Below are 18,116 nucleotides of genomic sequence, written 5' to 3'. Positions count from 1 at the left end.
TCCGGCCCGCTGGGGCCCAAGGCTACGGAAAGCATGAAGCCCCGGCCATCCCGCGCGGCCCCCCACCACCCACACTGAACGCCATGACGAGCCCCCAGCCGAACAGCGGAGACGTGGACCAGACCGAGATCATCGAGGACGGCATGCAGGGCGCCGACGGCAGCACGAACGCCGACGGCCTCGACCCGAACGCCGACCCCCGGCAGGTCCTGAGCGAGCTGGAGGAGAACCTCGGCGACCTCGCCGACGAGGACCAGCCCGAGTAAGGCGCCTGCCCGCGTGACCGGACGGCCCGCCGGGCCGGCTCCGTATACTGCCCGCATGTCCCTCCTGGATATGATCGGCCCGGTCATGATCGGCCCCAGCAGCAGCCACACCGCCGGGGCCTGCCGCCTGGGACTGGTCGCGCACCACCTGCTCGGCGAGGCACCTCGCGAGGCCCGCATCGGGCTGCACGCCAGCTTCGCCAAGACCGGCCGCGGGCACGGCACGCACCTCGCCCTGATCGCCGGGATCCTCGGCTACCGCCCGGACGACGCCCGCCTCGCGCAGGCCTTCGAGGAAGCCGAGCGGGCGGGCCTCACCTACGACTTCCGGGACGTGGACCTGGGCGACGTGCACCCCAACACCGCGGTCATCGAGCTCAAGGGGGAGACGCAGAGCGTGACGGTGCAGGGCAGCAGCACGGGCGGCGGCGTGATCCAGGTCACGCACGTGCAGGGACTCGGCGTGAACTTCGGCGCGGCCAACCCCACCCTGCTGCTGCGCTACCGCGACGCCATCGGCGTGATCGCCCGCCTCGCCAGCACCATCGCCGCCGACGAGACGAACATCGCCACCCTGACCTGCACCCGCGAGAAGCGCGGCGGGGTGGCCCTGCTGGCCGTGGAACTCGACCACGACCTCAGCCCGGAAGCGGTGCATTTCCTGAACAGCTGGCAGGTCACCGACTGGGTGCGGATGCTGCCTAAACTCATGGACGGCTGACCCCGGTCAGCTCCACATCTGCGGCAGGAGCGCCTGCACGCCCTGCACGGGCGTGAGCGCCCCCGCCTGCACCTCGGCACGCAACTGGGCGATCCGCTCGGCGCCCACCCCGGCCCGGAAGGCCTTCCAGGCCGCCTCGCGCAGCAGGTCGTCGAACCACGCCGCGGTCTGCTCGTGCCGCCGCGCGCCGAGGTCCACGGTCGCGGCGTACTGCTCCACCTGCGCCCACACCTCCGGGATGCCCTCGCCGGTCACGGCGCTGGCCTTCAGCGCCACCGGACGCCACGGTGCGTCGTGGGGGGTCAGGAGCGTCAGGGCGGTCCGCAGTTCCGTCTGCGCGCGGGTGGCGGCCTTCGGGTTGGTGTCGGCCTTGTTCACCACGCAGAGGTCCGCGAGTTCCATGATGCCGCGCTTGATGCCCTGCAACTCGTCCCCGGCGTTCGGCAGGGTGAGCAGCACGAACAGGTCCGTCATCGCCGCCACCTGCGTCTCGGACTGCCCCACGCCCACCGTCTCCACCAGCAGCACGTCGTACCCGGCCGCCTCGCACAGCGTGATCGTCTCCCGGGTGCGGCGGGCCACGCCGCCCAGCGTGCCGCCGCTGGGACTGGGCCGGATGAACGCGTTCGGGTGCACGGTCAGGGCCGGCATGCGGGTCTTGTCCCCCATGATGCTGCCGCCCGTACGGGCACTGCTGGGGTCCACGGCCAGCACCGCCACCCGCCGGCCCTGGTTTGCCAGCCACACCCCCAGCGCCTCGATGAAGGTGCTCTTGCCCACCCCGGGCACACCGGTAAGCCCCACCCGGATGGACCGCCCGGCCCGCGGAAGCACCTGGGCCTGCAGCCGCTGGGCCTGCACCTCATGCTCTGGGCGGGTGGATTCCGTGAGGGTGATGGCCTTCGCCAGTGCCCGCCGCGAGCCGGACAGCAGCGGCAGGGCCAGCGGGTGCACGGGTTCGGGGGCGGCCAGTGCGGGAGAGTCACTCACGCCCGGATGCTACCCAATCAGGCCCAGGACGGACCGCCCGCCCCCGCGCGGTCCGCTCCGGCCGCCGGGACAACAGGCCGGCCGCGCCCGGAAGGAAGCGCGGCCGGCAGGGGAGGGCTCAGGTGGTGACGGGCCGTTCGCTGAGCAGGTCCAGCACTTCCCTGGCACTTTTCAGGATGGGCGTGCCGGGCCCGAAGATGCCCGAGGCGCCCGCTTCCCGCAGCGCCGGGTAGTCCTGCTGCGGGATCACGCCGCCCACCACGACCAGGATGTCGTCGGCGCCCTCGGCCCGCAGGGCCTGCACGAGCTGCGGCACCAGGGTCTTGTGCCCGGCCGCCTGGCTGCTCACGCCGACCACGTGCACGTCGTTCTCGATGGCCTGCCGCGCGGCCTCCTCGGGCGTCTGGAAGAGCGGGCCCACGTCCACGTCGAAGCCCAGGTCGGCGAAGCCGGTGGCGATCACCTTCGCACCGCGGTCGTGGCCGTCCTGGCCCATCTTCACGACCAGCATGCGCGGGCGGCGGCCTTCCCGCTCAGCGAAGGCGTCGATGTCGCGTTTCAGGGCGTCGAAGTTCTCGTCGCCGGCGTACCCGGCGGCGTACACGCCGCTGAGGGTCTTGATCTCGGCGGCGTGGCGGCCCCACACCTGTTCCAGCGCGTCGCTGACCTCGCCCAGGGTGGCGCGGGCCTGCATGGCGTCCACGCTCAGGGCCAGCAGGTTGCCCTGGCCGGTGCGGGCGGCTTCGGTCAGCGCGGCCAGGGTGCGCTTCACCTGCGCGTTGTCGCGCTCTTCCCGCAGCTTGTTCAGGCGGGCGATCTGCGATTCGCGCACGGCGGCGTTGTCGATGTCCAGCACGTCGATCGGGGTGTCCTGCGTGGGACGGTACTTGTTCACGCCCACGATCACGTCCTCGCCCCGGTCGATCTTCGCCTGCTTGCGGGCCGCGGATTCCTCGATGCGCAGTTTCGGTACGCCGGACTCGATGGCCCTGGCCATGCCGCCCAGTTCCTGCACTTCCTTCATCAGTTCGCGGGCCTTGTCGGCCAGTTCGGCGGTCAGGGCTTCCATCATGTAGCTGCCGCCCCAGGGATCGATGACGTTCGTGATGCCGGTCTCTTCCTGAATGACGAGCTGCGTGTTGCGGGCGATGCGGGCGCTGAAGTCGGTGGGCAGGCCGATCGCCTCGTCGAAGGCGTTGGTGTGCAGGCTCTGCGTGCCGCCGAACACGGCCGCCATCGCCTCGATGGTCGTGCGGACGACGTTGTTGTACGCGTCCTGCTCGGTCAGGGACCAGCCGCTCGTCTGGCAGTGGGTGCGCAGGGCCTTGCTCATGGGTTTCTTCGGCCCGAATTCCTCCACGACCTCGCTCCACAGCAGCCGCGCGGCGCGCAGCTTGGCGACTTCGGTGTAGAAGTTCATGCCGATCCCGAAGAAGAAGCTCAGGCGCCCGGCGAACTCGTCGATGTTCATGCCCTTGTTCAGCGCGGCCTGGATGTACTCCCGGCCGTCCGAGAGGGTGTAGGCCAGTTCCAGCGCGGCGTTCGCGCCGGCCTCCTGGATGTGGTACCCGCTGATGGAGATGGAGTTGAAGCGCGGCATGTTCTTCGCGGTGTACTCGATGATGTCCGCGATGATGCGCATGCTGGGCTCGGGCGGGTAGATGTAGGTGTTGCGCACCATGAACTCTTTCAAGATGTCGTTCTGGATGGTCCCGGAGAGTTCGTCCAGGCGCGCGCCCTGCTCCAGGCCCGCCACGATGTACCCGGCCAGCACCGGCAGCACCGCGCCGTTCATGGTCATGGACACCGACATCTCCTTCAGGGGAATGCCGTCGAAGAGGATTTTCATGTCCTCCACGCTGTCGATCGCCACGCCGGCCTTCCCGACGTCGCCCACCACGCGCGGGTGGTCGCTGTCGTAGCCGCGGTGGGTGGCCAGGTCGAAAGCCACCGACAGGCCCTTCTGCCCGGCGGCGAGGTTACGGCGGTAGAAGGCGTTGGATTCCTCGGCGGTGGAGAAGCCCGCGTACTGCCGGATGGTCCAGGGACGGGCAGCGTACATGGTGGCGCGGGGGCCGCGGGTGAAGGGCGGCAGGCCCGGCAGGGTGTCGGCCGCGCCGCCCGGGGGCAGGTCGTCTCGGGTGTACAGGGCCTTGAGTGTGATGCCTTCGGGCAGCTCGCGGTTGAGCGTGTCCGGGTCACCGCCTTTCAGGTCCTTGCTGGCAAGCGCTTTCCACTGATTCAGGTCGGTCATGGGTACAACCTCCGTACACGCCGATTGTGCCACGCAGGGCCGGGGCGTCCGTCCGCCCGGCGTGATCGCCGGCTGGCGCGCCCCTGACGCGTGCCACCATGCGGGACGGCCGGGCGCCGTTACATTTCGCTCAGAACATAAGTGAAGGAAGTGTTAATCTGCGGGGCGTGAACGCCGACGTCGCCCACCCCGACCCCCAGGCCCGCCCGGTCAAACTGGCCCCCAGCCTGCTCTCGTGCGACTTCACCCGCATGGCCGACGACCTCCAGGCCATCGGCGACGCCGACTGGGCCCACGTGGACGTCATGGACGGCGCGTTCGTGCCCAACATCAGCTTCGGGATGCCCATCCTGGCCGCCGCCCGCCGCGCCAGCCCCCTGTTCATGGACGTCCACCTCATGATCGAGGCGCCCGAGCGCTACCTGAAGGACTTCGCCGCCGCCGGCGCCGACGGCCTCACCGTGCACGTGGAAAGCACCCCCCACATCCACCGCGCCGTGCAGATGATCAGGGAACTCGGCAAGAAGGCCGGCGTCACACTCAATCCCGGCACGCCCCTCGAGGCGATCAAACCCGTCCTGGCCGACGTGGACCTCGTGCTGATCATGAGCGTGAACCCCGGCTTCGGCGGGCAGAAGTTCATCCCCCAGAGCCTCGACCGCATCCGCACTGTCCGCCACTGGCTGGACGACCTGGGCAGCCCGGCCGAACTCCAGGTGGACGGCGGCGTCACCCCACAGAACGCCCGCGCGGTCGTGCACGCCGGCGCCAGCTGCCTCGTGGCCGGCAGCGCCGTGTTCGGCGCGGACGGCCCCCGCGCCGGCCTGGAACGCTTCCGCGAGGCGCTGAAGTAATGCGCCTGCGCGTGGACCTCCTCCCGCACGGCAACTACCCGGACGTCGTGCTGGTGATCGACACGCTGCGCGCCACCACCACCGCCATCACCTACCTCGAACGCGGCGCCGAGGCCCTGCTGCTCACCCGCACCCCGGACGTCGCGCTGAACCTCAAGGAGCAGGCCGGCGGGCAGTACGTGCTGGGCGGCGAACGCGGCGGCCTGCCCATCCCCGGCTTCGACTTCGGCAACAGCCCGGTGGAAGCCGCCGCGCAGAACTTCACCGGCCGCACCGTCGTCATGAACACCACCAACGGCACCGACGCCGCCCACGTCGCCGCGCAGACCGGCAAGCACGTGTACCTCGCCTCCATCACCAACGCCCACGCCGCTGCCCGCCGCGCCAAAGCCCAGGCCACCGAGGAAGTCGCCATCGTGTGCGCCGGCACCGACCAGCACGTCGGCCTGGAGGACGTGTACGCGGCCGGCGTGATCGCCGAGTACCTGCTCGCCCTGGGTGAATTCAGCATCGACGACGGCACCCGTATCGCCCTTACCGTCCGCCGCAACGCCGGGAATCCCCTGGAGGCCCTGAGCAGCAGCGTGCACGGCGAACGCCTTGCCGGCCTCGGCCTGGGTGAGGACGTCCGGTACGCCGCGCAGGTGAGCACCAGCACCATCGTCCCCACCCTCACCCCGGACGCCCAGGCGCCCGAAGGCACCCTGCACTTCACCGCCGGGTAAGGCCCCGCCCGCCTCAACACCCGCACATTCACCGCCCCTACCCTGAGGCATGCGTCACCCGTGCGTTCTTCCCGTGCTCCTGACCGCCGCACTGGGCGCGGCCCAGGCCGCCACCTTCACCAGCCCCCGCGACGGCCTGAGCGTCACCGCGCCCCCCGGCTGGCTCAAACGTGACGTGGCCGGCGTCACCGTGAAGTACGCTGCGCCCACCACCGTCCAGGGCTTCCGCCCCAACATCAACGTGGTCGTGCAGACCCTGAAAACCCCCATGACCCTGGCGCAGTACTACGCCCGCAGCGCCGCCGACCTGAAACTCCTCCTGCCCGGCGGCAAGATCCTCGGCAACGCGCCCCTCACCTTCGGCGGCATCAAGGGCAGCCAGACCACCTACCAGGGCCGCCAGGGCGCCCGCACCCTGTACTACCAGAGTGCCTACATCCTCAGGGGCAAGAAGGCCTACCTGATCACCGGCACCACCCTCAAAGGCGCCGGCGCCGAGGCCGCCCTGAAAAAAGTCATGACGCCCTTCGTGAAAAGCTTCCGCTTCACGAAGTAAGCCCCACCCGGCCTACAATCCAGGCACGCCATGGCCGCCAGACCCCCCGCCCCCCAGACCGTCAGCCGCGACACCCTGGACGCCGCGCACGCCGGCGACCCCCAGGCCGCCTGGGACGTGTACGAGCACTTCCACGCCTATGAGCGCGCCTTCAGCCTGCCCGCCAACGAGCAGCATGCCCTGCTCCTCCAGGCGGCCCGCGCCGGCCACGCGGACGCGCAGTTTGAGACGGCGAAACTCCTGCGCGGCGGCTGGCTCAGCCTGGACGGCGACACCCTCCGCGAAACCGACGAACACCCCACCCAGGCCAACCTCAACGCCGCCCGCCTGCTGCTCGACCAAGCCGCCGCGCAGGGCCACGAACGCGCCCAGGCCATGCTGACCAACCTCCCCCCCAGCGAATGGCACACCCAGAGCGTGCACCGCAGCCCCTACGGCACCCACCAGCCCCTGCGCCGCGACGAGCACACCGAACGCCAGGACGACGAACAGCACCGCCGCCGCAACCCGCTGCTGCCGGTCCTGGTGGCCGCCGCCCTGATCGCCCTGGCCTTCATGGCCTGGCTGCTGTTCACCATGAAAGTCCACGACCGCCTGGGGTAGGTGGTGGGTCCTGCAATTTGCCTGCCTTCACCCGGCTTGTCGGTTCGGGCGGCGGGCGCTGCGCATCCGGTACGCTGGGCGGCGTGAGTGTTCTGCCTTCTGACCTGATCCTGCCGTCTGTGACGGACGTGTCCACCGTGGACTGGGCGGCGATTCCCAGCCCGGCATTCGTGCTGGACGAGTCCCGCCTGCGCCGCAACCTGACCCTGATCGAGTACGTGCAGCGCGAGAGTGGGGCGCAGATCATCGTGGCGTTCAAAGGCTTCGCGATGTGGTCGGCCTTCCCGCTGCTGCGGGAGTACGGGATCACCGGAGCGACGGCCAGCAGCCTGAACGAGGCGATCCTGGCCAGAGAGGAGATGCAGGGGGAGGTGCACGTGTACGCGCCGGCGTACAGCGATGAGGACTTCCCGCGCATCCTGGCGCTGGCCGATCACCTGGTATTCAATTCCTTCTCGCAGTGGGAGCGCTTTAAGCATCAGGTGGACGCGGCCCGCGCGGCGGGACGGGAGTTGCACGTCGGTATCCGCATCAACCCGGAGTACGCGGAGGTGGAGACGGACCTGTACAACCCGGCCGGGCCGTTCTCCCGCCTGGGCGTGACGCGCCGGGAGTTCCGGGAGGACCTGCTGGACGGCGTGGACGGCCTGCACTTCCACACGCTGTGCGAGAAGGACAGTGACACCCTGGAACGGACCCTGGAGGTCGTGGAGCGGAACTTCGGGGACGTGCTGGGGCGCGTGAAGTGGGTGAATTTCGGCGGCGGGCACCTGATGACGCGCGAGGGGTACGACATTCCCCGCCTGATCCGGGTGGTGCGGGCCTTCCGGGAACGGTGGGGTGTGCACGTGATCCTGGAGCCGGGGAGTGCCTTCGGCTGGCAGACGGGCTGGCTGGTGTCCAGCGTGCTGGACGTGGTGCACAACGTCAAGGACGCCGTGCTGCTGGACATCAGCGTGTCGGCGCACATGCCGGACGTGCTGGAGATGCCGTACCGGCCGCGCATCCTGGGCGCCGGGGACCCGCCGGCCGAGGAGCACCGCGAGGCGGTGGACACCCCGCCCGGCGCGGCGTACCTGATCGGCGGGACGACCTGCCTGGCGGGGGACGTGGTGGGGGAGTACGTGTTCCCCGGGCCGCTGAAGATCGGGGACCGGGTGGTGTTCGACGACATGATCCACTACACGATGGTGAAGACCACCTTCTTCAACGGGGTGAAACACCCGGATATCGGCATCCTGCACCTGGACGGCTCGTACGAGCGGGTGAAGACCTTCGGGTACGAGGAATTCAAGGCGAAGCTCAGCTGAGCGCAGGCAGAACGGCAGAGTGCCGCCCCGACCGTTGTGTGTCGGGGCGGCACTCTGCTGGAAACTCAGATTCGGAAACAGGGGAGAGGGGGCGGTGAGCGCGGACCGTCCGGCTCGTGGGGGGGTGGATTCGGACCCGGTTCACGCCGCCTGGCGTGAGGCGCGGGAGTCGTCAGGCTGGGGGCGGGGCCGCTTGGGTGGTGCCAGTCGCCCCCAGCGGGAAGGGGTTACTTGCGGTACACCTTCGGCACGCCGTTTACGGTGCGGATGCTGCCGCCCTCGAAGTCGGCGGCCCAGGCTCCGTTCAGCAGGTACTGGTCGCGGGTGGGGAAGCCCAGGAAGCTGCCGGACCCCCCCAGGCCCTGGTAGGTTTTCAGGACCGGGCCCTGAAGCCAGAAGGTGCCGTACTTCTCGGTGCCGTACAGCGCGCCGTTCTGGAAGAAGCCGTACAGGCCGGGGGTGCCGTAGGGGTTTTTGGGGATGACCTTCTCGTCCCCGGCGGCCCAGCCCAGGCGGCTGGGGGGGCGGGCGCCGTTGCTCTCGGCCTTGGCGAGCGCCAGATACCGTTCGAGCAGGCGGCCGTGCACGGCGTAGCTGCGGCTGCTGCCGTTGGCGTGCACGAGCACGGCGTCCCCGTAGGCGGCCACGCCCTTGAAGCGCTGCCACCAGCCGTCCGCCCAGGGGGTCACGTACCCGGTGGGCGTGCCGAGGGATTCGGGGCCTTTCAGGCGGTCGTAGGCCTCGACCATGGCGCTGTCGAAGGTGCCGTCCTGCCGCTCACCGGGTTTGATCTGGGCGTTCGGCTGGCTGGGGGCCGGCTGGGTCGGCGTAGGTTGCGTGGGTGCCGGGGCCGGTTGCGTCGGGGCGGGGGCCGGCTGGGCGCCCACACCAGGCGTGTAGGTGACCGTGCCGGTGCTGCCGGGTTTGGGTTTCGGGGCGGGGGTGGTGGCCTGACCGGCGCCGATCTTGAAGAGGGCCACGTCGGTCGTCCAGCCGTCGGCGGGCAGCGGGTTCACCACGATGCTCAGCGCGCGGGCGAGGTTCTCCTGCCCGCTGACCTTCACGTCCGCGAAGCCCTGATCCCCGGCGAAGCGGGCGATGTCGTCGAGATTCAGTTCCTTGGTGGAGGCCAGGGCCAGCACCTTGTCCTGCCCGTTCGGGCCGCCCACTGTGAAGCTGTACTTGGCGTTCTGGGTGGGGAACACGCGGGTCACGCCGGCCTGCATGAAGTTGCTCTCCTCGAACTTGTTCGGGAAGAACAGGTCGATGCTGCCGTTGGCGTTCACGTTGAACAGGTACACGTACGCGTCCTGGTTGGTCTTCACGCCGATGGACAGCTGCTCGCCCTTGCGGTAGGTGGGGTTGGCCTTGCCGGTGGCGTCTTTGTTCACCCAGACTTCCACGTTCAGCTTCGTTTCCACCGGGTTCACGATGATGCTCTGCGCGGTGATCTTCGCGGGGCTGGCCTGGGCGACGCTGGCGGCGAGGCCCAGCAGGGCCGTGAGGGTCATGACAGGCTTGGACGGGTTCATGCCGGTCACCGTACGGGCTGAATCTGACCAGCGACTGAAAAATGCCCACAGGAACATCAATTCTGAAGGTGATGTCAAGGCAGGCCGGGCTGGGTGGGGGCCGGGTGAGGTGAACCTCACCGCAGCCTGATCAAGCGGGCCCGGCCTCGGGGTGGTCCAGGCCTTAGCCGGTCAGGCGTGAGGCCAGCCCCAGCACCAGGGGCGCCAGCAGCAGGGCCGGCAGCATGCTGCCCACCCGCACGCGGTGCTGCTCCAGGCCCAGGCCGCCCAGCATCAGGTTCCAGCTGATCCCGGCGATCATCAGGCCGCCCGTGCCGGTCAGCAGCAGCACGTGCGCGTTCGTCTTCAGCACCTCCGGGCTCGCGCCGCCCAGCAGCCCGGCCGCGAAACTGCCCGCCAGCAGGCTGATGCCGCCCTGCACGACCAGCACGCTCACGGCGCTGAACCCCACCCCGATGCCGTAGGCGCCCGCTAGGGCCAGCGCAGCTATGCCGTCCAGCGTGCTTTTCAGCACGTACGTGGCGCTGTCGCCGGTCAGGCCGTTCTGAATGCCCCCGATCACGGTCATGGGCCCCACGCAGAACAGCAGACTGGCCGCCACGAACCCCTCCGTGAACCGGCCCCCGCCCCGGAAGCGCCGCCGCAGCGTCTCGCCCAGCCGCGCCAGCGCCTCCTCGATGCCCAGCGCCTCGCCGATCGCCACGCCCAGCGCTAGCGCCAGCAGCGCCAGCAGCACGCCCGGCACGCTGCCGCCGGTCACGCGGTTCAGGCTGCCGGCCATGTCCAGCGCGATAAACAGCGTGACCAGACTCAGGGTCTGCAGCAGGGTCCGCTGCGTGCGCTCCGGCAGGCGGCCCCCCAGCGCCAGGCCCAGCAGCGTGCCCAGCAGCACGGCCCCCACGTTCACCAGCGTCCCGGACAGTTGCGACAGAAGGCTCATCGCCGCCGAATGTAATGCACTGCACTGGCCGGCAGTCCCGGCCCGTCTGCACGCCCCCGGCTCCAGGCTTCGGCCCCACCCATGAACCCCCCCAGCGGGGTTCCTTCATGCTTGACGCCGCCCTGACCGGCCCTGTGGTACTTTTCAGGCAAGTTGAAACGCCCGATGCCGCTTCCGCGCTGCCACATCCCGTCCCGCTCCGGGCCGGGCGACCACGGCGGAATCCGGTGGGCCCGTCCCGGTGGGGGCGGCTGGCACCACGACCTGAGCGAACTCCTGAATCCTGAATCCTGTGTGGGGCTGCCGTGTGGCGGCCCTGCCCGCTTTTTGGAGGCCTGAATGACCCTAGCCGACCAGTTCCAGAACATGCCCAAACTCATGAAAGTCAGCGAGGTCGCCGACTTCACCGGCACGCACGAACGCACCGTGCGCCGCTGGATCCGCGACGGCCGCCTGGGCGCCGTGGAGCACCCCAACGGCCTGCGCGTGCCCCGCCGCGCCCTGTGGCGCTTCCTCGGACTGGACCTGGCCCTCAGCGCCTGAACCCGCGTTTTCGCCCTGGCCTCCAGGCGGGGCCGGGCCGGTATGCTGCTCCCACTGCATGCCTGCCCCCGCCCCGTCTGATCCCCCGCCCGCCGGCGGCCTGCACGACGCCCTGAACGCGTCCGTGCAGGCCGCCGAAACCCTGACCGCCCCCTGGACCGCCGCGGAGCGGGCCGGGGCGGCCGCGATCGCCCTGCACCTGGGCCGCCCGCGCCTCGCGGCGCGCTGGACCACCGATCCCCTCCTGCGGGCGGCCGCGCTGCTGCGCCTGGGCGAGCCCGAGGAAGCGCTTCAGGCCCTGGAGGACCAGCCGGACAGCGCGCGGCGCAGCGTCCTGCAGGCCCGGGCCCTCACGCAGCAGGGCGCGCAGGACTGCGCCGCCAGCCGGACCGAGGAGGCGCGGCGGCAGGCAATTCACGAGGGAGACAGCCCCGCCCTGGCCGCCTGCGCCGTCCTGCGCGGCGAGGCCCGCCTGAGCGACCCGCGCGCCGCCCTGCGCGCCCTGGCCGAGGGCCTGAAGGTCGCGGAGCTGGGCGGCACGTCCCCGGACGCGCACGTGCTGGCGGTCCTGGCTCTGGCCCAGCACCCGCTCGGGCCGGGAAAGGCAGCGGCCACCGCGCAGAAGGCCCTGGACCTCAGTGCGCCCCGCAGCCCCGCGCGGGTGCTGGCCCTGCACGCCCTGAACCGCCCTGACGAGGCCCACCGCGAGGCGCAGGCCGGCGAGCTGCACCCCAGCTGGTGGGCCTGCCTGCCCACCCGACCGAGTTCGGGCAGGTGACCCGAACGGAAGCGCGGCTGGGTCAGCAGACGACCCGGCCGCGCTTCCGCGCATGAATCCCTGTCTGAAAGCCCGCTAGTCGCGCTCGTCCTGACGCGGGGCAGGTTCCGGCGTCCCGGCCGGGTTGATTGCCGGCAGGTCAATGCCGTCCAGCCAGTTCAGCCCCTCGATGGTGGGTGGCCCGCCCTCGGTGGTCGTCGGGGCGACACCCCCCAGCACCGGGCCGTCAACGTCCGGCGCGGGGGGTGGGGTGTGCCCGGGCGGAATCAGGTTCGGGGAGGGGGAGACGGGAGGCCTGCTGGCGGCCGCCTCCACCGCCTTCATGGTGACGGTGCGGGGCAGGCTGGGCAGCGTGGGCGCGTCCGGCAGGGCCTGGGTGCCCAGCAGCGCGTCGGGCAGCAGGTGCCGGGAGGCCATGTCGGCGAAGCTGCTCGCCAGCGCGCGGTAGCCGCTCACGAACTGCGCGTACTCCTGCCGGGCGGCGCTCAGGCGCGCGGTGAACTCGCTGTGGCGCTCCAGGTACGTCTGGTCCAGCGCGGCCAGGCGTTCGGCCTGAGCGCGCTCACGTTCCAGCAGCACCTGATGGAACTGCCGTTCCAGTTCCGCGCCGCGCGTGCGGAAGGCGGATTCCAGCGTGGCCATGCGGGCCTCGTGCTGGGCGTCGGCCTCGCGGGTGCGGCCTTCCAGGTCCGAGAGCAGCGCCTCGCGTTCGCGGGTGGCCTGGGCGATCATCTGTTCGCTTTCCCGCACGGCATTCTCGCGCAGTTCGTGGCTGATGCGTTCGGCGGCGATGATGGCGCGGCGGATCTCGTCCTCGTTCGCGCGTTTTTCTTCCAGCTGCCGTTCCAGGTCGGTGAGGAATTCGCCCTGCGCCTGCTGCTGCATCAGAAGCTGTTCGAACTGCTCGGCCACGGACGCCAGGAAGCTGCGCACGGCGGCCGGGTCGTAGCCGTTCATGCGTTTCGGGAATTCCTGATGGCGGATATCCAGCGGTGTGTAGTTCATTGGAACAGGCTCCTTCCCACGCGGACCAGGGTAGCGCCTGCCTGCACCGCCAGGGGGTAGTCGCCGCTCATGCCCATGCTCAGTTCGCTCAGACCCAGGTCGTGGGCGCGCCGGGCGGTGTCGGTGAACACCTGCAGCACCTGCGCGTCCGGGGCGTCCTGCGGCGCCATGACCATCAGGCCGCGCACGGTGAGGCCCGTGGCGCGCACCGCGGCGAGCACGCGGGGCAGGTCGGCGCCCGCGATGCCGTGCTTCTGCACCTCGCCGTTGTGCACCTGAAGCAGCAGGTCCGGCGCCTGCCCCCAGCCGTGCGCGGCCTGCGCGATCGCCTCGGCCTGCCAGACCTCCTCGATGGCGTGCACGAGCCGCACCGGTTTCAGGTACTTGATCTTGTTGCGCTGCAGCGGCCCGATGAAATGCCACTCCAGGTCCGGGCGCGCCGCGGCCTTGTCCCGCAGTTCCTGCCCGCGGTTCTCCGCCAGCGGCAGCGGACCGTACGGCAGCACCTTCGCCTCGATCTCCGCGAGGTCGTGGCCCTTGGTCACGGCGACCAGCTGCACGCTGCCGGGCGCGCGGCCCGCTGCGCGCTCCTGCGCCCGCAGGTCCTCCAGGACCGCCGGCACGCTCATGCCCGCACCCCGCTCGGGTTCACGCGGGCCAGAGGGGAAAAACGCAGCAGTAAGGCAGGCACACTGCATTCTCACGCACCTTCGTGAGCCGCTCAAGCGGGGGCGGCCGCACGCCCCCCCCAGCGGGGCCATTCAGACGTTCTTCAGGTCACTTCACCCTTCTCAGACAGCAAGCGGGAAGTGTGGGCACAGTCAAGCCTGCTGGGGCCAGTCCAGCCCACCAGAGTTCAAGACCGCGGCAGCCGCGGCCGCCGCGCGCACCGAGCAGGGCCGCCCGGCCCCCGGGATGCCACACTAGGAGAAGAATGCGACACCCCATGACCCTTGCCCTGACACTGCTGCTGGCCGCCCCCGTCGCCGCGCAGACGGCCACCCCCCCGACCGCGCCGGCCACCGCCCCGGCCCAGGCCGCCCCGGCCCAGCCGGCTGGCACCGTGCAGGACATCGTGATCGTCGGGACCAGCGAACTGCTCGTGGAATTCCTGCGCGCCACGCTGTCCGTGCAGCCCGGCACGCCCCTGAGCGCCGTGAACCCCCGCACCGTGGAACAGGAGGTGCTCGCCAGCGGGTACTTCAAGACCGCCGTGGCCGAACTGCGCACCGTGTCCGGCCGGGACGTCCTGTACGTGACCGTCACGCCCAACCCCACCATCAGCAAGGTGGAGGTCACGGGCCTGAGCTTCCTGCCCGCCGACGCCTTCAAGGCGTCCATCGCCGACCTGCTGAACATCGCCCCCGGCGCCACCCTGAACACCGAACGGCTGGAGCAGGCCAAGGACGCCCTGGCCAGCAACTTCCGCTCCGAGGGGTACCCCTTCCAGCCGAGCATCAGCAGCACCACCACCGCCAACACCGACGGGTCCGTGACCGTGAACTTCGTCGTGGACGAGTCCGCGCCCCTGAGCCGCGTCGAGGTCAGCGGCGCCACGCTGCTGCCCCGCAGCACCGTTGTGGACATCTTCAAACCCCTCTACGACGCCAAGAAGTTCACCCCGCAGGCGTACTTCCAGGCTGTGCAGGCCGTGTCCCAGGCGTACAGCGACGCCGGCATCCTCCAGGCCGGCGTGAACCCCACCACCACCACCCTGGAAAACGGCGTGCTGAAGGTCGAGGTCGTCGAGGGCAAGGTCACCGGCGTGGACCTCAGCAACCTGAACGTCACCAACGCCGACGCCCTGGCCGCCAGCCTCCAGACCCGCGTGGGCCGGCCCGTCACCCTCAGCGCCATCCAGGCGGACGTGCGCACCCTGTCCAACCAGACCGGCAAGGCCGTGGGCTTCGCCATGCAGCCCGACCCGGCCAACCCCGGGCAGGTCACCGTGCTGTTCGGCGCGGCCGACATCGCCACCGGCCCCATCAAGAGCATCGCCGTGCAGGGCAACACCCTGATCCCCACCGCGCAGCTGCTCGCCGCCGTGAACACCAAGATCGGCGACACGTACAGCCCGCAGCTCGCGCAGCAGGACTTCATCGCCATCCGCGACGTGTACCGCAAGGCCGGGTACGAGGTCAGCACCCGCGACGCCATCACCTTCCAGGAAGGCCAGCTCACCTTCAACATCCGCGAGGTGCGCGTCGCGAAGTACGAGATCCAGTGGCAGGGCAAGCACAACACCAAGGACCGGGTCATCACCCGTGAACTGCCGCCCGTGGGCCAGGCGTTCAACTCCACCACCCTGCGCGAGGCGCTCGGCCGCGTCAGCCGCCTGGGCTTCGTGCGCCCGGTGGACCTGACCACCCGCAGCGACGACCCCCAGAACCCGGAGAACATCACGGCCGTGATCGTCCTTGCCGAATCCGACAGCGGCATCCCCGTGAACCTCGCGGTGGGTTACGACAGCCTGTCCGGCGGCTGGAGCGGCGAGGCCGGCTACAGCAACGAGAACGTGTTCGGGCTGGCCCACAAGTTCGGCGCCAACCTGATCATCCAGCAGAACGAGGCCGGGCAGAACTTCGCCGGGAACGTCTCGTACAGCATTCCCTGGCTGGACTTCGACTTCCTGGACTTCCGCACCGTGCCCACCAGCCTCAGCGTGGCCGCCGGCACCACCGTGACCGGCAACAACACCCTGACCAAGAAGGCCACCGAGGACGGCGTGGACCCCGCCACCGGCCGTGACATCAAGACCGGCGACAACGTGGACACCTACTGGGACTACACCCAGCGCAACACGTACTTCAGCGTCTCCGCCGGACGTGTCCTGCGCCCCAACCTGCGCGGCAGCGTCGGCATCGGCGTGTCGTATCGCACCTACTACCTGGAACCCTTCCGGGACAGCGACGTGCCCAACGCCCAGGGCACCGAGACGAAGGTGCCGGTCACGACCAGCGAGGCCGAGGCGCAGGGCCTGCTGCCCCCCGAGTCCCTCACCACCAACCTGACCGCCAGCCTGGACTACGACAGCACCAACAGCCCCGAATTCCCCACCCAGGGCTGGCGCGCGAACACCGGCGTGGTGTACTCCTTCGGCCGCAGCGGCGAGCAGCCCGTATCCTGGACCGAACTGCAGGGCGGCGCCAGCACGTACTTCGGCTTCGGCAACACCCTGGTCAAGGAAGGCGGCGTGACCCGCAAGCAGCAGGTCTTCGCGGTCCGCGCGAACGCCGGCACCCTGTTCGGCACGTACCCCGAAGGCACCGGCTTCGCGGTCGGGGGCGGCAGCTCGCCCGTCGCCGCCCGCCAGATCCGCGGCATCGCCGACGGCTCCCTGACCGGCACGAACTACTTCACCACCAGCGCCGAGTACCGCTACGACTTCGGCCTGAACTACAGCGTCGCCCAGGGCCTGTACGGCGTGGTGTTCGCCGACGCCGGCTCCGCCTGGGGCAACGCCACCAGCCCCAACTTCAACCTGAACTACGGCTTCGGCGCGGGCCTGCAACTCGACCTGGGCTTCGGCGGCGCCCGCCTGCCCAGCCTGCGCTTCGACTACGGCTACAGCCCCCAGAACGGCAGCGGCAAGTTCTACTTCCGCCTCGGCAACTTCTGGTAATCCCGGCCATTCACATGCCCTGACGGCCTGCCCGCGTGTCGCTCGCTGCACCGCGGGCAGGCCCCTTTCCCTTTGCTGCCGGGCCGGCCGGAACGCGAAGGGTCTCGCAAGCCCACGCGGCGCCGGGCCCGCTAGCCTGGGGGCATGCAGGATGTCGTGGTTATCGGAGCCGGTCTGGCCGGCCTCACCGCCGCCCGGACCCTTCACCGCGCCGGTCAGCGCGTGCAGGTGCTGGAAGCGGCCCCGCAGGTGGGCGGCCGGGTGCACAGCCGGCAGGTGCAGGGCTTCACGCTGGACGCCGGGTATCAGGTGCTGTTCCCCGCCTACCCCGCCGTGCGGCGGCAGCTGAACCTGGACGCCCTGGACCTCGTGCCGGTGTCCTCGGCGGCAGTGGTGCGCCGCGGCGCGCAGGTGGACGTGCTGGGGGACCCCATCCGCGACCCGGCCGGGTTGTGGCCCACCCTCACGGCCGGCGCGCTGACCCTGGGTGACAAGCTGCGCGTGGCGAAACTCGCCCTGCACCTCAAAGGCCCGGCCCCGGAGGTGCTGTTGCAGGGGCCGGACGAGTCCACCCGCGCGTACCTGACCCGCCAGGGCTTCAGCGACGGGGCCGTGCAGAACTTCTTCGCGCCGTTCTTCGGCGGGATCTTCCTGAACCGCGAGCTGGAGACCTCCGCGCGGCTGTTCCGGTACTACTTCCGCATGCTGATGGAGGGCGGCGCCGCGCTGCCCCGCGCGGGCATGGGCAGCCTGCCCCGGCAACTCGCGCAGGAGCTGGACGTCACCCTGAACGTGCGGGCGCACCGCCTCACGCCCCGCGGCGGGCGGGTGGTGGTCAGCTGTGACGCCGGCGATCTGGAGGCCCGGAACGTGATCGTGGCGACCGACCCTCATACGGCCCGCGCCCTGACCGGCGACGACGTGACGCGCGGCGCGCTGGGCAGCACGTACCTGTACTACGGCCTGGACGCCCGCCCAGGGTTCGAGCCGGAGCGGCGCCTGATCCTGAGCGCCGGAACCGGGCTGATCCACAACGCGCAGTGGCTGAGTCAGGCCGTGCCGGGCCGCGCGCCGGCCGGGCAACACCTGCTGACCGTGACCGTGCTGGGCGTTCCCGATCTTACGGACGGGGCCCTGGACGCCGCGGTCCGCGCCGAACTGCGCGCCTGGGACCCGGAGCCCGTGGTGGGCAGCCTGCGCACCCTGGGCGTGGAGCGCATTCCGTATGCGCAGTTCCGGCAGCCGCCCGGGTACGCCGCCCGGCTGCCTGGGCACGCCACGGCCCTGCCGGGCGTGCTGCTCGCCTCCGAGGTGACGTCCATGAGCGGCATTCAGGGCGCGCTGGAAAGCGGGGAGAGGGCCGCGGCGATCCTCCTGAACGACCTGCGGACCATGAGTCGTCCCCGGGGGGCCTGAC

At 70.6% G+C, this 18,116-nt stretch carries 17 protein-coding genes; 11 read left to right on the top strand and 6 right to left on the bottom strand.

The features are described from left to right. The first annotated feature begins 83 nt into the window (after positions 1–83). Complete coding sequence (locus tag DFI_RS09510; RefSeq protein ID WP_027462934.1) at positions 84–266, top strand: hypothetical protein; 183 nt, start codon at positions 84–86, stop codon at positions 264–266. A gap of 55 nt (positions 267–321) precedes the next feature. Further along, entirely contained in the window at positions 322–987 is a 666-nt protein-coding gene (sdaAB, locus tag DFI_RS09505; protein ID WP_027462933.1) for an L-serine ammonia-lyase, iron-sulfur-dependent subunit beta, read from the top strand. 6 nt (positions 988–993) lie between these two features. On the opposite strand, the gene meaB is transcribed toward sdaAB, so the two are convergent. Next, positions 994–1,977 carry a methylmalonyl Co-A mutase-associated GTPase MeaB gene (meaB, locus tag DFI_RS09500; protein ID WP_244940260.1) on the bottom strand — a complete coding sequence of 328 codons (984 nt, stop codon included), beginning with the start codon at positions 1,975–1,977 and terminating at the stop codon, positions 994–996. Positions 1,978–2,095: 118 nt separating this feature from the next. Further along, positions 2,096–4,231 (bottom strand): methylmalonyl-CoA mutase, encoded by a 2,136-nt coding sequence (gene scpA / locus DFI_RS09495; RefSeq protein ID WP_027462931.1) that lies wholly within the window; start codon positions 4,229–4,231, stop codon positions 2,096–2,098. A 251-nt stretch (positions 4,232–4,482) separates the two neighbouring features. Between scpA and rpe the strand changes: the two genes are divergently transcribed. The 5 genes from rpe to nspC all read left to right on the top strand — a co-directional run bounded on the left by rpe (position 4,483) and on the right by nspC (position 8,279). Next, positions 4,483–5,085, top strand: a complete 603-nt coding sequence (gene rpe, locus DFI_RS09490) for a ribulose-phosphate 3-epimerase (protein WP_244940363.1) — start codon at positions 4,483–4,485, stop codon at positions 5,083–5,085. Next, the gene (locus DFI_RS09485) at positions 5,085–5,810 is read left to right on the top strand and encodes a 2-phosphosulfolactate phosphatase (RefSeq protein ID WP_027462929.1); all 726 of its coding nucleotides are present in this window, start codon (positions 5,085–5,087) and stop codon (positions 5,808–5,810) included. Before rpe ends, DFI_RS09485 begins: the two co-directional genes overlap by 1 nt. A gap of 49 nt (positions 5,811–5,859) precedes the next feature. Continuing rightward, positions 5,860–6,366, top strand: a complete 507-nt coding sequence (locus tag DFI_RS09480; protein ID WP_081425826.1) for a DcrB-related protein — start codon at positions 5,860–5,862, stop codon at positions 6,364–6,366. A 30-nt stretch (positions 6,367–6,396) separates the two neighbouring features. After that, positions 6,397–6,969 (top strand): SEL1-like repeat protein, encoded by a 573-nt coding sequence (locus DFI_RS09475; RefSeq protein WP_027462927.1) that lies wholly within the window; start codon positions 6,397–6,399, stop codon positions 6,967–6,969. Between the two features lie 83 nt (positions 6,970–7,052). Continuing rightward, entirely contained in the window at positions 7,053–8,279 is a 1,227-nt protein-coding gene (gene nspC, locus DFI_RS09470) for a carboxynorspermidine decarboxylase (protein WP_051307748.1), read from the top strand. Positions 8,280–8,506: 227 nt separating this feature from the next. Here the strand turns inward: nspC and DFI_RS09465 are convergent, their stop codons facing one another. Next, positions 8,507–9,811 carry a DUF4384 domain-containing protein gene (locus DFI_RS09465; protein ID WP_027462925.1) on the bottom strand — a complete coding sequence of 435 codons (1,305 nt, stop codon included), beginning with the start codon at positions 9,809–9,811 and terminating at the stop codon, positions 8,507–8,509. A gap of 163 nt (positions 9,812–9,974) precedes the next feature. After that, positions 9,975–10,751: a DUF554 family protein gene (locus DFI_RS09460; RefSeq protein ID WP_027462924.1), complete on the bottom strand. Its 777-nt coding sequence runs from the start codon at positions 10,749–10,751 to the stop codon at positions 9,975–9,977. Positions 10,752–11,090: 339 nt separating this feature from the next. Between DFI_RS09460 and DFI_RS09455 the strand changes: the two genes are divergently transcribed. Both DFI_RS09455 and DFI_RS09450 read left to right on the top strand, forming a co-directional pair. Continuing rightward, the gene (locus tag DFI_RS09455; RefSeq protein ID WP_022801542.1) at positions 11,091–11,294 is read left to right on the top strand and encodes a helix-turn-helix domain-containing protein; all 204 of its coding nucleotides are present in this window, start codon (positions 11,091–11,093) and stop codon (positions 11,292–11,294) included. Positions 11,295–11,352: 58 nt separating this feature from the next. Further along, on the top strand, positions 11,353–12,072 hold the full coding sequence (locus DFI_RS09450) for a hypothetical protein (protein WP_244940259.1): 720 nt from the start codon (positions 11,353–11,355) through the stop codon (positions 12,070–12,072). 75 nt (positions 12,073–12,147) lie between these two features. Here the strand turns inward: DFI_RS09450 and DFI_RS09445 are convergent, their stop codons facing one another. Both DFI_RS09445 and DFI_RS09440 read right to left on the bottom strand, forming a co-directional pair. Beyond that, a complete protein-coding gene (locus DFI_RS09445) occupies positions 12,148–13,077 on the bottom strand; it encodes a DivIVA domain-containing protein (RefSeq protein WP_051307744.1) in 930 nt (309 codons plus the stop codon). Further along, a complete protein-coding gene (locus DFI_RS09440) occupies positions 13,074–13,706 on the bottom strand; it encodes a YggS family pyridoxal phosphate enzyme (RefSeq protein WP_027462922.1) in 633 nt (210 codons plus the stop codon). The genes DFI_RS09445 and DFI_RS09440 overlap by 4 nt, the downstream gene beginning before the upstream one ends. A 305-nt stretch (positions 13,707–14,011) precedes the next feature. Between DFI_RS09440 and DFI_RS09435 the strand changes: the two genes are divergently transcribed. Continuing rightward, the gene (locus tag DFI_RS09435; protein ID WP_027462921.1) at positions 14,012–16,699 is read left to right on the top strand and encodes a BamA/OMP85 family outer membrane protein; all 2,688 of its coding nucleotides are present in this window, start codon (positions 14,012–14,014) and stop codon (positions 16,697–16,699) included. 144 nt (positions 16,700–16,843) lie between these two features. After that, on the top strand, positions 16,844–18,115 hold the full coding sequence (locus DFI_RS09430; RefSeq protein ID WP_027462920.1) for an NAD(P)/FAD-dependent oxidoreductase: 1,272 nt from the start codon (positions 16,844–16,846) through the stop codon (positions 18,113–18,115). Position 18,116: the final 1 nt, after the last annotated feature.

It is taken from the genome of Deinococcus ficus, assembly GCF_003444775.1.
GTDB classification, from domain to species: Bacteria; Deinococcota; Deinococci; order Deinococcales; family Deinococcaceae; genus Deinococcus; species Deinococcus ficus.
The sequence above is the reverse complement of the archived record's forward strand: the minus strand, read 5'-3'. Positions and strand labels throughout refer to the sequence as shown.

Coding starts and splice junctions, on each gene's coding strand:
- DFI_RS09510 (WP_027462934.1), top strand. CDS start 84: ATGACGAGCCCCCAGCCGAACAGCGGAGACGTGGACCAGACCGAGATC.
- sdaAB (WP_027462933.1), top strand. CDS start 322: ATGTCCCTCCTGGATATGATCGGCCCGGTCATGATCGGCCCCAGCAGC.
- scpA (WP_027462931.1), bottom strand. CDS start 4,231: ATGACCGACCTGAATCAGTGGAAAGCGCTTGCCAGCAAGGACCTGAAA.
- rpe (WP_244940363.1), top strand. CDS start 4,483: ATGGCCGACGACCTCCAGGCCATCGGCGACGCCGACTGGGCCCACGTG.
- DFI_RS09485 (WP_027462929.1), top strand. CDS start 5,085: ATGCGCCTGCGCGTGGACCTCCTCCCGCACGGCAACTACCCGGACGTC.
- DFI_RS09480 (WP_081425826.1), top strand. CDS start 5,860: ATGCGTCACCCGTGCGTTCTTCCCGTGCTCCTGACCGCCGCACTGGGC.
- DFI_RS09475 (WP_027462927.1), top strand. CDS start 6,397: ATGGCCGCCAGACCCCCCGCCCCCCAGACCGTCAGCCGCGACACCCTG.
- DFI_RS09465 (WP_027462925.1), bottom strand. CDS start 9,811: ATGAACCCGTCCAAGCCTGTCATGACCCTCACGGCCCTGCTGGGCCTC.
- DFI_RS09460 (WP_027462924.1), bottom strand. CDS start 10,751: ATGAGCCTTCTGTCGCAACTGTCCGGGACGCTGGTGAACGTGGGGGCC.
- DFI_RS09455 (WP_022801542.1), top strand. CDS start 11,091: ATGACCCTAGCCGACCAGTTCCAGAACATGCCCAAACTCATGAAAGTC.
- DFI_RS09450 (WP_244940259.1), top strand. CDS start 11,353: ATGCCTGCCCCCGCCCCGTCTGATCCCCCGCCCGCCGGCGGCCTGCAC.
- DFI_RS09445 (WP_051307744.1), bottom strand. CDS start 13,077: ATGAACTACACACCGCTGGATATCCGCCATCAGGAATTCCCGAAACGC.
- DFI_RS09440 (WP_027462922.1), bottom strand. CDS start 13,706: ATGAGCGTGCCGGCGGTCCTGGAGGACCTGCGGGCGCAGGAGCGCGCA.
- DFI_RS09435 (WP_027462921.1), top strand. CDS start 14,012: ATGCGACACCCCATGACCCTTGCCCTGACACTGCTGCTGGCCGCCCCC.
- DFI_RS09430 (WP_027462920.1), top strand. CDS start 16,844: ATGCAGGATGTCGTGGTTATCGGAGCCGGTCTGGCCGGCCTCACCGCC.